Genomic DNA, 12,992 nt, shown 5'->3' with positions numbered 1-12,992 from the left:
AATTAGACTTTAGTTAACCAGCCGTGTTTATCTTCACTTTTACCCCATTGAATATCGTTCAATGCTTGGCGTAAACGCGCTGTTGTAGGGCCTGGCTCGCCACTACCTACTTTGTATTCTTTATCGTTATGAATAAACGTACCTACCGGCGTTAACACCGCAGCAGTACCTGAAAGCGCCGCTTCTGTGCCTGGCTTTGCAGCGCGCTCTAAAAGCTCGGTAACGCTAAAGTTACGCTCGCTTACCGTCATGCCTAAATCTTTTGCAATGGTTAAAATGCTATTACGTGTTACGCCATGTAAAAAGGTGCTATCGAGCGCTTTGGTAATAATTTCATTACCATCAATAAGAATAAAGTTAGCAGCACCTGTTTCTTGTACGTCGCCGCCTGGGCAAAACAAAATTTGATCGGCTTGGTATTTTTCGCGCGCTGCGCTAATTGGTGCAAGTGCACTGGCGTAATTACCACCACTTTTAACCATGCCCATGTGCGGGGCACAGCGCATGCCGTCTTCTTCAAGTAATACACGCAGCGCAGTAGCGCCGCCGGTAAAGTAATCGCCAACAGGCGATAAAAGTGTATATAACAACGAACTCATTGACGGTGCAGCCGCTTTACCAATGGCAGCCTCTGTTCCTATGTGAGTTGGGCGAATGTACATAGAGCCCGGTGGTAATGGCGTTTCATCAGCATATTCTTTAACAATTTTGATAATCATGTCTTTTAGCATTTGACCATCAAAACTTGGTAGGCTTAATAACGCAGAGCTTTGCTGCATACGCGCAATGTTTGCATCTATTCTAAAAATATAAATAGAGCCATCTTCGTGGCGAAACGCTTTTAAGCCTTCAAAACACGTGCTTGAATAATGAAGGACGTGCGCGCCCGCATGAAGTTCAAGTTTATCGGAAGGGACGATTGAGCTTTCGCTCCATTGGTTATCTGAAAAACGAGCTTGAATCATCTGCGGCATAAACACAGTACCGAATGCGGCCATTTTAATCTCTCTTGTGTGGTCTATTTTTCTCCATTGTATGACATTCATGCATCGTTTAACCATAGCAAAACTGAGGCTTTTTTAATTATCAAAAAGAATTTTTTGCAACTGCTGTTTATAAATTAGCCACATTGCTAAGCACATACAAAAAAGCCGATTAATGCATCTTTATTAATCGGCTTTTTAAAGGCACATTATTTATTTAAACGAGTACCTAATAATACGTTTTAATACCGAGCCGTACTGTTTAAAAAAACCACCTGTATGATAATCAATACCGTGCTTTTGCATAACGGCTTGCACTTGCGGGGCCACTTCTTGATAGCGAGAGGACGGCATATCAGGAAATAAGTGATGCTCAATTTGGCAACTTAAATGCCCAGTTAAAACATGAAACCAATGCGGGCCTTTAATATTTGATGAGCCTAAAACTTGGCGATAGTACCACTGCCCTTGCGTTTCGTTTATGCAGTCTTCTTGTTTAAAGGTTTCGGTGTCCTCAGTAAAGTGGCCACAAAAAATAATGGTTGAGGTCCATAAATTACGGATTAAATTTGCCAATAAGTTACCTGCTAATACCCATAAAAACAAAGGGCCAGCCAATAAAGGAAATATCACATAATCTTTTATTAATTGGCGCGCACCTTTACTAAAAAAGCGCTGCTTTAGGGTAGAATGTGATACACCCCCTTCGCGGTTTTCTTTCTTTTTACCTATAAACACACGCTCTGCAGCCAGCTCGTGGTACGACACCCCCCACTGAAACAGCACACTTAAATTAATATACGTAATAAACTGCCACACATTTTTTAACCGCCATTTAAAATCATTGCTTAAACGCAATAAGCCATAACCAAAGTCGCGGTCTTTACCAATAATATTAGTGTAGGTGTGGTGCTCAAAGTTATGAACGCGATGCCAACTTTGCCCATCGCAGGCAATATCCCATTCGTAGTTTTGCGAGTTAAGCTGCTTGTCGTTCATCCAATCGTATTGGCCGTGCATAACGTTGTGGCCAATTTCCATATTGTCCAAAATTTTTGCAACCGCTAATAGCAGCACACCTACAACCCATAAAATTGGCTGAATAAAGCCCAGCATAAGTAAAATACGCCCACTCCACTCACATAGCCGCTGCTTTTTAACAACCGAGCGAATATAGTTTGCATCTTGTTGCCCTATTTTGCTTAGTGTATTCATTTTTATGCTATCTAAATCGTGGGCTAACTGATCAAAGTTTATGTTTTTCATAGCTGTAACTCCAAATCGCTAACAGGTTGACTAACACACAATTGAATTAACTGCTCGCCACTATCACTCAACTCACCAGTTTTTAAATTACGCACCACGCCAGACTTTTTAATGCACTGGCACTGGTGGCAAATACCAATGCCACACCCGCGTTTAACCGGTAATTGTTTTGCTTCAAACTGTGCTAATAATGCGTTGTTAGCATTGACGACATGAGCACTGCTATTAACCTGCACGTTAAACAGGCTGTCGTCACTTTGGCTTGGCAGTGTTAAGCCAAATGCCTCTTGGTAATAATTTAAATGGTGCTTTTTAGCAAAATCACTCACCGTTTTCATAAAGTTTGCTGGCCCACAGCAGTAAATATCTGGGTTTTCCCACACATTTACATGGCGAGTAATGTCACCTGATTGCTCGCGTGTGAGCAGTAAAAACGAAAAATGCGAAAACTGATTTGCTAATGCACTTAGCTCATCTACACATTGGTGTGCTGCGGCTTTGGCATAATAAATTAACGATACTTTTTGTGTGGTATGTTTTAAATGCTCACTAATCATGGCAAGCATAGGTGTAATACCCGAGCCCCCCGCTATAAACGTTGTATTGTTTTGGGAATTTTTATAAACAAAGTCGCCACTAGGCGCTGAAATATTGCACCACTCACCAACTCGTAAAGCACTGCTTAAAAGGCTTGTAAAACGCCCTTGCTCATTAGTTTTAATTAATAAACGCACCAAGCCCGTAGCTTTAAATTGCTCAGAGCTTGAGGCAACCGTAAACACACGTGTTAATAAACGCCCATTTATTTCTACCGTTAAACTAATATGTTGCCCAGCAATGTGTGCCTGCCAATGTTGAGTAGGCTTTAAGGTAATACTTAAAAAGTCACCATTGTACTGCGTTAACTCTTCAATTTTTGCTCTATATAGACCTGCACGCCACGCAGGCTTAACCATTTGCATAATGGGCTCAATGTAGCCTGCAAAGCTTTGATGGTGTAAAAACCACTTCGAAAATTGGTCTAATACTTTAGTAATCATCACTATTAATCTCTTGGATATTAAATATTGAATTTGAACTTACATGTGTACGCTCAAACTTCAGCGCACAAGTGTACGCCCAAAAAAATTAATTTCAATAGTATTAGAGTAAATAGTCAGTTTTTTAGTGTAATTTATATGCAAAGCTTAAATTTAAAGTGCAGCACTAAAGCCTTAATAAAGGTGCAACAAGTAGCTGTTTTAAATACTAAAGGTAGCTATATAGCACAGTAGATAAACTCTTGTTGATTGAAATATATATAGTTTTATTAAATCGCCACATTTAGCAAAATCAGCAGTAGCATGCTAATGTAGGCATTACTTGCTTACTTATTAAACAGGACAAAAACTGTGTTTTTCCCTATAAAATCGATTGCTAAAACAGTATCAACGGCGTTTATAGCTGTACTCGTTTCAATACCAGTGGCGGCTGTTGATTACAAAACCCTTGATGTGTTACCGCTCAATGTAAAAGCCGTTAGTGTGGCTAAAGGGGTAACTATCCCCTGGGCTATTGAGCCGTTAAGTAATGGTGATTTACTTATAACCGAGCGAAGCGGCACACTTTATTTATTGCCTAAAAACTCATCAACCTTAACTAAGCTCTCGGGTTTGCCAAAAATTGATGCTAACGGGCAAGGCGGTTTACTCGATTTAGCCCTACATAGCGACGCAAACAATAACTAATGGCTTTACATAACTTACTCAAGTACCCAAGGCGCTAAAAGTGGCAGTAATACAGCCCTAATGCGCGCCAAGCTGAGTGACGATCGTACTAAGCTTTTAAACACACAATTACTTTATAAAGGTGAGCATAACAGCACAAAGGGCCAGCACTACGGCAGCCGTATTGTGTTTGATAACCAAGGCTATGTTTACTTTTCGATTGGCGATCGCGGCGCGCGCACTATAAACCCGCAAGACTTAACTCGTGATGGCGGTAAAATTTATCGTTTACATGCTGATGGCCGTATTCCTAAAGGTAACCCGTTTGTAAATCAAAAAAGCGCTAAACACGCTATTTGGTCTTACGGACATCGTAACCCGCAAGGCATGTGGTTTGATAAAACAACACAAACGTTATGGTCTCATGAGCACGGCCCACGCGGCGGCGATGAGCTAAACATAATTAAAGCGGGCGCTAATTATGGCTGGCCGGTGGTTAGTTATGGAGTTAATTACAGCGGTACGTCGTTTACCGACATACAAGAAAAAGACGGCATGCAATCGCCTGTATTACATTGGACTCCATCTATTGCTCCCTCCGATATGTTGTATGTAACGAGTAACAAATACCCAAAGCTGAAAGGTAAGCTATTACTTGCATCTATGAAGTTTTCTTTCATTAGCGCATTGGAACTCTCAAAGGGTAAAGTGGCTAAGCAATATGAAATACTCGATGGAATTGGCAGAGTACGCAGCTTAGCGCAAGGTGCTGATGGGTATATTTATCTAGGCATAGATGGCCAAGGTATTAAACGCCTAGAGCCACAAACTTAAATTCCTTAAATCATCAAAGTATAATGAATACAGCGTTTACCTTATTTGATAAGGTAAACGCCTAGCCACTAAAAGAACCATTTATCTCTTTGTAGCGTACGATAAAGGTATAATTACCGTAAATTTAAGAGAGTCACCATGTTTTCAATATTCAATTCAGACCCTACAAAAAAACTACGCAAAGAGTACGACGCAAAACTTGAGCAAGGCATGCAAGCACAGCGTAAAGGGGACATTAAAAGCTACGCCATGTTAAGCGCAGAAGCAGAAAAAATCTGGAGTGAAATAGAAGCGCTTGAAGCAAAAAAGCCAGATAATACCAATCGTGTTAAGTAATTAGACATTTATAGCGACGGATAAATAGAGTGATAACAAGGCATAAATTTCGACATGTAGTTGTTCTACATGAGAAATTTATAACGCAGTTAACGCTTTATTTAGCACGCGAGAAAGGCTAAATATTTAAGTCGATTGGTATAAACATCGTGTCTGTACTGTTTTAAAAGTAGAAAGACGCGTTTAGTAAATAATTCATCACCTCGTTTTATAGCCTCCACCAGCCAAAAACACCTTTTATAATAGGCTTGCATAAACAAATGTACTTAAAGCCGTTACTTACGTTATCGCCACCGTGTTTTTAGTGAATATTAAATGATTTAAAACCGGGTTTGGTTGTCATTTTAAATCTTTAGCTGCTGTATTTGCTTACTGCGCTGGCGTTTATCCTCCTAAGTCAGAAAATGAGGAAAATTTCCTCTTTTCCACCTGCCATAAAAAGAACACCCCGCCTTAAAGTTTAATGCTCGCAATGTGTTACAGGATTTGTTATTAATATTAAGAGGACATACATTGCTCATAAAAAGAGGAAAGTGTCCTCTGATAAAGCTGTTATGTTTTCAGGGAGGCGAGCATGGGTATCCATCAATTAATAGGCGCATTTGCTAAAGAGTTTGGTTTTACCTTACTAGCTCTTATTCCATTAACATTCTTCTTTTTTAGAAAGATGTATAGCGAATATTCTGAAAAAAAAGAAAATGATAATATCAAAAATGTTGAGCTGCTAATTCAGTGGTTCAACGAACACGGACTGCCTAAAGATAAATTTATTTCTGAACAATTAATTCAAAAGCGTTTTGGTTTTTTAATTAACTATGAGGTGATGGAATGGATTTTAAGTAAAGAAAACCCAAGTAGTAATTTTTACAAATTTAGGTACACATCATCTTATATAAATTTTGATAGCGCTCAAAAAACCTTTACTTGCAAAGGCAAGTGGACAGTGTCTAAACTTGAAAAATATAAAGTGTTTCAGGATGTCCTTTCATTTTTATCCTTGTTCGCTGTTTTTATTTTTATGGCTGTAATAATTTTTAATTCGCAGCAAGGTTTTGATTTAGCTACTTTCTCTTTTTGCGGGGCATATAGTTTTGGCTCTCTTTTATTCAGTGGTGCTTGTATAACGACCTCTTTAGGTGTCAAAGGCAGTTTGGAGTTACTAAAAACATAACAAGGCAATCAAGCAGGACTAAAAAAGTTGGCTGCCGTTCGTGCCTCACTATTTTAGCCAACAATTTTTAGCCTCTTATTGGCGCGTTAGCTCGCAATCGTATAACTCTAGTAAGGTGATAAATTGAAAGTATTTTTAGATACTAACGTTTTTTATAATAATTGGTTCGCAAATAACCCTAACTTTAAGTTGTTATTTAGGTATTTGAACAATGAAAGTGAAGAGTTAATGCTTTCAGATTTAGTTGTTCAAGAAGTTGAAAATATACGGAATCGAGAACTTAATGAATCATTAAGTGAAATCAAGCGACACATTAACCTGGTGCAAAAAGTAAGCTCTTCAAGGTTGGAATACGATGAAACTAATTTAAATATATCTGAGTACAACTTACTATCGAGCATAGATGGCAGAGTTGAGTATATTGATAAAATTAATTATGAAGGTATTCCTCATACACAATTGGTAACTAGAGCGTTAAAGTCTTTAAAACCCTTTTCTGGACAAGAAAAAGGTTATAGGGATGCATTGATTTGGCTGTCTTTTCTAGACCATATAGAGAAAAACAACATTGATGGTGACATTGCTTTTATAACAAATAATAAACATGATTTTTTTATTAAAAAACAAGGCAAACTTGTCATTCATCCTGATTTGCAAAAGGACATCGAGCAAAAAGGGATTTCGGCAAATATAGTACCATTTCTTAATGTTTACGACTTTGTTAATGCTCAAGTTGATAGAGATGAGCATCTTGTTGATAGGCAGAAATTGAGCAATGACTTTGATGATTTTTTAATGGAACAAACCATTGAATATCTACAAGGATTAGATAATGAAGCCCTTAGTGAAATTTTCTCAACTAGTTTGTTTAAAGACAAATTAACACAAGTACAAGATATTGAAGGTGATAACTGGGATATTGTTGACGATACTGAGATTTTCCATGTTAGCAAAATATCTGATAATGAAGCATATGTGAGTTGCCAGTTTATAGCGTCAGGCGTTACATTAGATATAACTATAGACCTCAACGAATACAATCAACATAAAACTGAAATTGAATTAATTCCCTCATATTATGAAGTTGATATTGATAGCATTAAGCAAGTTGCGAAAATGTCATTCGGCTTTAAAGCTTACACTCAAGCAAGTTTTGTATTTGATACCGTAAACGAAATCCCTACAGAGCTTCATGTAGAAGGTATTTCTATTTAAAGCGAGCTAACAAGCACTTTAAACGGAACAAAAACAGTTGGCTACGTTTCGCTCCGCTACACATTATAGCCAACAATTTTTGTCCTCTTAAGTGGGCGTTATATTTACAGAGGAAAGTTATGAGGCAAGTCCCTAACAAAAGGGTTTTTTCTTCAGCGAACCAATATCAAGATGCGGCTGTAGTATTGTCTAAAACCGATGGTTGTCTCTGGGTTGCCGCTATAAATGCAGCACTATCGATTGAAATCTATTTAAAGTCTTTCTTAGTCACGCAAGATAAAGTCGACGGATATGAGGGACATAAAAAGGTTAAAAAAGGACATGATCTCCTTAAACTGTATTCAGAAATAGATGACTCTGATAAAACAGTGTTAAAAGAAAAGCTTATAAATCTCGACATTGAGTCGGAATTAAAACGATATAAGAACCTTTTTACTCATGCTCGATACACGTTTGAGCCTGTAAATGTTGTTTCTATCGGCACAGACATTATTAATTTGTCCAAGGCTTTTAGAGGTGCAATCGAAGCAATAATCAGAGAAAGGTGCCCAGTGAACACCCCACCACATATACAAGAAGCTGTAAATCGGGCATTGGGGAAAAGGTAAATATAACAAGTGCCTAAACCAAAGGACGCAAAACAGCAGGCTTGCGCTCCTTCGTCGCTAATCTTAGCCTGCTATTTCGCGCCGGTTAGGCAAGCGTTAGTACTCAAAGGCAACTATGCTCGATAAATCTAAATATGTTAGCTCAATCATATATGTGTATTTATTTATGTTTTTAGTTATTGTGCCGGTATTGAACTTTAATGACGGCAATGGGCTTTTATATAGCTTAAGATTCTTCGTTAAAACACTATTTTTTGGGGTGCCAGTAGCAATATTAGCGTTTACTTTAGGTTTTTATATTTTCAGGCACTCTATTGAAATGATAGAAATAAATTATTTCCTAAGAGTTATGGTATCGTTTTTATTCTCAATAGTAGCATGCAGTTTTGTTGCTGCAATATGTTTGGGCATTGTGTTCGGTTTTGGCTTTCAAAATTTAGATTTTTCAATGGTAATTATATTTATACCAATAGCTATTGTCGGTAGTATATCGGCTCTGCTTTACTGGTATCGTACAAAATGAGTACTAACAAACGCTTTAACCAAAGGGCGTAAATAGGTATGGATAAACAATCAAGGATGGAGCTTCGAAGAAAGGCTGGTTATCGAGATCTACCTAAGCCTCAGGTTAAAGTTCAAAGCCCAGTGTATTCAATGTCTTTTGCTTGTTGTAACTGTAAAACGTCGAATATGCGCCAATTTAATCTTGCTCCATGCGATTACCCTAGAACTATAGAGTGTCCTGTTTGTAAAGGTGTAGCTGTTAACTTGGGGCGTCACTTCAAACCGCCTAAAAATTCAGATACAGCTCAATGGAAAAAAGTTGAGTATTTAATTGAACATGGCTTTGTATTCCAAAAAATTCGGACAATTAAAAATAGCTATGACAGTGTGCCTTATCCTGAGACTCTAGCTCAAGCAAAAGAGTTTGTAATAAAGTATCAGCAATATGCGGCGGAACCGCCTTATATCAAGTCATTAAAGCAGGACAAGTAACAGTTGGCTTTTGCTCCTGCGTCGCTTATTTTAGCCAACATATTATTTTCTTCTTAACGAGGCGTTAGCTGTTCCTCATGTAAAGAGTATTAATTATCTATGGATTTAAAGTTCAAACAAGAAATCATTGACTCGCTACCAGACAAACACGCGGAGTTACTCAAAAACTTTGAAGTAGCGATTAAAGCCATTTACGAGCAATCTAAACAAAGGCATATTTGGAATTCAAATCCCAATAGTGAAATAGAACTCCTAAATAACCAGTTAGATCTACTATGGTCATGTTATGTAAACAAGTTTGATGAGTTGTATACTGGTCTGGTAAATAGCATTAATGAAGAACATTATTTAATTTATGGAATGCTTGGTCGCTCTATCATTGAACATGCAGCCACAATGCGATACTACTTTAAAAATGCATTAAAACCATCGATAGACAAAGCTGTAGAAAGTGGACAGATTGAAAATCTACGTGGAATAAATGGTCTTTTTGATCGATTCCTTCGATCGGGGCGTTTTGATTGGAAAGCTTTTTTTGCTGGTGACTTCGAAAGTTTGATGACTAAAAATAAATCTACAAATGATTTATCTCAGGTCAACACATTAACATGCATACAAAAGTGGTCAAAAGATAAAGGTAGTGTAGAAATATTATACGACCTTTTTTGTGACCTTGTTCACCCTAACATTGGTAGCTCTATGCTTGTTATGCAAACATGGGATGACGGTATTGGGTTTGGTGGTAATGGTAAAAAGTTCGGTCATGACATTCTATTAAAAACAATTGCAGGTATTATTCTACTCTTCAATGAAATTAAAGATTATTTGAAGGCAATGCTTTTACTCCAAATACATGACACTGATTAAGAAAACCACAGCTAATTTGAACTTTAAATGGAATAAAGACCGTTGGCTACGTTACACTTCGCTTCACAATTATAGCCAACTATTTTTTTGCGTCTTAAAGAGGTGTTAGGCATCAAGGATGATTAAATTCGTAAAGTTTCTGCTAATAATATTTCTTATAATGCTTCTTGCAGTTATAACTCTTTTTACCATACATATTTTAAACGGTGATGATGACGCTACCCACGAGCTTAGAGGTCGATATAAAACCTCACTTGACGGTAAAACTTATTTGGTAATTGAAGATAATAATGGTGGCAATTGCGGACCTTTGCTCGTAGATAAAAAAGAGTGGCCATATGGTTTGAACGCTAAAGGAGAAGTGAAACCTGGGGTGCATATAATTGAGTGTGGAGGATGGATGGGAATTACTATCCAAAAAGGCACTACTTATTATTTTGACTACTGGGGTCCATAAAATGTCTAACATATTACTTACATAGACATTGCCCTTCCCCAATTTACTAAACCTCTCTAGTATTTCCCTCATACACATTTGCAGGATTAATTTGCATTAGCAGTGCTGGATTATCTATCGGTTTAAACCCGTATTGCGCATACAGGCCATGGGCATCAGAAGTGGCTAATAAAAAACGCCTAAGCCCTTGCAGCTCAGGGTGCTCTACTATCGTTTTAACAAGTAACTTGCTCAGACCATTACCTTGCAAATTTGGGATAATAAATACATCAGCCAAATAGGCAAAAGTGGCGTTGTCGGTTACTACGCGGGCAAAGCCTACTTGCTCGTTATCAGCGTTGTAAACACCAAAACACATTGAGTTATCAATCGCTTTTTGCATCACGCTTTTGGGTATTCCTTTAGCCCAATAGCTATTAGCAATAAAGTTATAAATAACGCTCATGTTAAGCTTGGTTTTATCTGTGCTTATCGTGAAATTGCGGGTATTTACAGTCATAACTTATTGTCTTTTTATCATAAAATTTGAATCAATAATCTTTAACATTTTTTAGTTGTTTATCGTGTACTTTTGAAAGCAGCAATACCGAGCAAATAGCCCCAAGTAACGCAATTCCCATATCAGACTGAGTATCCCATACGTAGCCTTGCGTACCTAAAAATGCTTCTGCGTTTTCACCGCTTAATACTGCAACACACCACTCTATTAGTTCGTAAAAAGCACTAAACGCTAAACATATCGATACAACAAACACATTTAACCAACCTTTACCATTTACTACGTTTTTGCGTAGTAATATTTCACGCGCTAATAATGCAGGCACAAACCCTTGAAAAAAGTGCCCTACTTTGTCGTAGTTGTTACGCTCACTGCCAAATAAGTTATCAAACCAAGGAACTTCCGCGTAGGTGTAATGTCCGCCAACCATTAGCACAATGCAATGCGCTAATATAAAGCCATATAAAATGGGGGTGAGTTTAAAATGCTTATAGCTGCTTGTCATAAGTACTAAACCAATTATTGCGGGGATAACTTCAAGCAGCCAAGTAAACTGATCTTTTGGGTTAATTCCGGACCAAATTAATACAATAAAAAACAGGCCAAGCCATAAATACTTCATTTAGAATCCTTGTCTAAATTGATTGAATTTACAGCATTTTATATCTCTAAATCGCCCGTTGCTACCTATAGTTTGTTTTAGCGGTTAATCGATTAAATAAGCGAGGAAAAAACCGTTTAATGGTCGGTGCCCAGCCGCTTAAGCCTTTGCCAACAATCACTTCGTCTTTTTTATTACCAATTGCGAGGATCATTTTTTTAGCAGCTACACTTACATCCATGCCATTTTCTATTGAGTGCTCTGGCTTGTTTTGCGCTATGCCTTGCTCGTTTAACGAATTATGTGCAATGGCGGTTTTAATAGAGCCGGGGCAAATAGTTAAGCAATGAATGTTATGCTCTGCAAGCTCTGCACGCAGGCAATCCATAAAGCCCACTACCGCATATTTAGAGCCTGAATAGCCCGTTCTAAATTTAGAGCCTACTTTACCCGCAACACTACTAATAGAGACGATTGAACCGCTTTGCCTTGCTACCATACTAGGCGCTACCGCCTTGGTAAGTGCAATGAGGCCAAAGTAGTTAACCTCCATCAATTGGCGGTAAACATTAAAGTCGTTTTCTAAAAATAGGCTGCGCTGCGACACCCCGCCGTTATTAATTAAAATATCGATAGCAGGTAATGTCTCGAGTAAATTAGTAACCTGATCCAAAACAGCCTCCGGTGCTGACAAATCAAGTGGCAGTACAATGTGGCCATCGCCGTGTAAGCTTTGCTTTAGTTTGTTAAGTTTATCAACGCTTCTGGCGGATAAAATAACGTTAGCCCCAAGCTGGGCAAACTGAGTTGCGAGCTCTTTACCAATACCTGATGATGCACCAGTGATCCATACGGTTTTATTTTTATAATCCATGCGTTATTTACCTTTATGTTCTCTGGTGCTAATACTTATTGTATTAAGTCGCTTATTATTATGCTTTAGTTGGGCCGGCTATGGCGTTAACTTCATCTTCTAAGGTTTTATAAAAACCCATTAAGAATAAAAGTTCAACGGTTACATATAAAGGGCCAATAATTAAACCGATTAAATCATCCACAAACGCGGGCTTTTTACCTTCATAATAATGGCCAATAAACTGTAATACCCAACCAAATACAAATACGCCAGCGCCAATACTTAACCAAGGCCAAAAAGTCATTGCAGCGATTGGCTGCGCCGCTAAAAGTAATAAGGTAAACAAAACACCCATTATTAAGCCAAGCGACACGCTCAGCATTAAGTAATACACCACGCTTGCAAAAACAAAAAGCTGCGCACCATCAATAATTAAGCTGCCAATGGGTATTTGAATACGTGCTAACAAGCACAGCACGGCAAATACAATAAGCGGAATGCCAAAAAAATGAGTTAAGACGTTACGTTTAGAGCGATGGTACAAACCGTATGTACCAAGTTGTTGCTGTAGGGTTTTCATGTGTGTGCCTTTTATTG

15 protein-coding genes and 1 pseudogene are annotated in these 12,992 nt (G+C 38.1%); 9 read left to right on the top strand and 7 right to left on the bottom strand.

Annotation, left to right across the window (positions count from 1 at the left end; genetic code table 11):
* Window positions 1-2: 2 nt before the first annotated feature.
* From CWC17_RS08675 to CWC17_RS08665, 3 genes are all read right to left on the bottom strand, one after another.
* Window positions 3-1,046: a branched-chain amino acid aminotransferase gene (locus CWC17_RS08675; protein WP_138612620.1), complete on the bottom strand. Its 1,044-nt coding sequence runs from the start codon at window positions 1,044-1,046 to the stop codon at window positions 3-5.
* A gap of 150 nt (window positions 1,047-1,196) precedes the next feature.
* On the bottom strand, window positions 1,197-2,249 hold the full coding sequence (locus CWC17_RS08670; protein WP_138612619.1) for a fatty acid desaturase family protein: 1,053 nt from the start codon (window positions 2,247-2,249) through the stop codon (window positions 1,197-1,199).
* Window positions 2,246-3,289 carry a flavin reductase family protein gene (locus CWC17_RS08665; protein WP_138612650.1) on the bottom strand — a complete coding sequence of 348 codons (1,044 nt, stop codon included), beginning with the start codon at window positions 3,287-3,289 and terminating at the stop codon, window positions 2,246-2,248. Before CWC17_RS08665 ends, CWC17_RS08670 begins: the two co-directional genes overlap by 4 nt.
* 399 nt (window positions 3,290-3,688) lie before the next feature.
* Between CWC17_RS08665 and CWC17_RS08660 the strand changes: the two are divergent.
* The 9 genes and pseudogenes from CWC17_RS08660 (at window position 3,689) to CWC17_RS08620 (ending at window position 10,439) form a co-directional block, all read left to right on the top strand.
* A pseudogene (locus tag CWC17_RS08660) lies at window positions 3,689-4,789 on the top strand (PQQ-dependent sugar dehydrogenase).
* A 138-nt stretch (window positions 4,790-4,927) separates the two neighbouring features.
* Window positions 4,928-5,125, top strand: a complete 198-nt coding sequence (locus CWC17_RS08655) for a DUF6435 family protein (RefSeq protein WP_138541275.1) — start codon at window positions 4,928-4,930, stop codon at window positions 5,123-5,125.
* A gap of 574 nt (window positions 5,126-5,699) precedes the next feature.
* Window positions 5,700-6,296, top strand: coding sequence for a hypothetical protein (locus tag CWC17_RS08650; RefSeq protein WP_138612618.1), 597 nt, complete (start codon window positions 5,700-5,702; stop codon window positions 6,294-6,296).
* Window positions 6,297-6,419: 123 nt separating this feature from the next.
* Entirely contained in the window at window positions 6,420-7,511 is a 1,092-nt protein-coding gene (locus tag CWC17_RS08645) for a PIN domain-containing protein (RefSeq protein WP_138612617.1), read from the top strand.
* A gap of 119 nt (window positions 7,512-7,630) precedes the next feature.
* On the top strand, window positions 7,631-8,119 hold the full coding sequence (locus tag CWC17_RS08640; protein WP_138612616.1) for a hypothetical protein: 489 nt from the start codon (window positions 7,631-7,633) through the stop codon (window positions 8,117-8,119).
* Between the two features lie 115 nt (window positions 8,120-8,234).
* A complete protein-coding gene (locus CWC17_RS08635) occupies window positions 8,235-8,642 on the top strand; it encodes a hypothetical protein (RefSeq protein ID WP_138541276.1) in 408 nt (135 codons plus the stop codon).
* Window positions 8,643-8,680: 38 nt separating this feature from the next.
* Window positions 8,681-9,115, top strand: a complete 435-nt coding sequence (locus CWC17_RS08630) for a hypothetical protein (RefSeq protein WP_138612615.1) — start codon at window positions 8,681-8,683, stop codon at window positions 9,113-9,115.
* A gap of 99 nt (window positions 9,116-9,214) precedes the next feature.
* Window positions 9,215-9,982 (top strand): hypothetical protein, encoded by a 768-nt coding sequence (locus CWC17_RS08625; RefSeq protein ID WP_138612614.1) that lies wholly within the window; start codon window positions 9,215-9,217, stop codon window positions 9,980-9,982.
* Window positions 9,983-10,100: 118 nt separating this feature from the next.
* The gene (locus CWC17_RS08620; protein WP_138612613.1) at window positions 10,101-10,439 is read left to right on the top strand and encodes a hypothetical protein; all 339 of its coding nucleotides are present in this window, start codon (window positions 10,101-10,103) and stop codon (window positions 10,437-10,439) included.
* 46 nt (window positions 10,440-10,485) lie between these two features.
* Here CWC17_RS08620 and CWC17_RS08615 read toward each other — a convergent pair whose 3' ends face one another.
* The 4 genes from CWC17_RS08615 to CWC17_RS08600 form a co-directional block, all read right to left on the bottom strand.
* Window positions 10,486-10,938, bottom strand: coding sequence for a GNAT family N-acetyltransferase (locus tag CWC17_RS08615; RefSeq protein WP_138612612.1), 453 nt, complete (start codon window positions 10,936-10,938; stop codon window positions 10,486-10,488).
* Between the two features lie 31 nt (window positions 10,939-10,969).
* Window positions 10,970-11,560, bottom strand: coding sequence for a DUF2238 domain-containing protein (locus CWC17_RS08610; RefSeq protein WP_138612611.1), 591 nt, complete (start codon window positions 11,558-11,560; stop codon window positions 10,970-10,972).
* A gap of 61 nt (window positions 11,561-11,621) precedes the next feature.
* Window positions 11,622-12,413 (bottom strand): SDR family oxidoreductase, encoded by a 792-nt coding sequence (locus tag CWC17_RS08605; RefSeq protein WP_138612610.1) that lies wholly within the window; start codon window positions 12,411-12,413, stop codon window positions 11,622-11,624.
* 58 nt (window positions 12,414-12,471) lie between these two features.
* Window positions 12,472-12,975 carry an Mpo1 family 2-hydroxy fatty acid dioxygenase gene (locus CWC17_RS08600; RefSeq protein WP_138612609.1) on the bottom strand — a complete coding sequence of 168 codons (504 nt, stop codon included), beginning with the start codon at window positions 12,973-12,975 and terminating at the stop codon, window positions 12,472-12,474.
* Window positions 12,976-12,992 lie beyond the last annotated feature (17 nt).

Origin of the sequence: Pseudoalteromonas sp. S3785, from assembly GCF_005887365.1 — a bacterium.
GTDB lineage: Bacteria > Pseudomonadota > Gammaproteobacteria > Enterobacterales > Alteromonadaceae > Pseudoalteromonas.
This window is presented reverse-complemented; position numbering and strand designations above follow the sequence as displayed.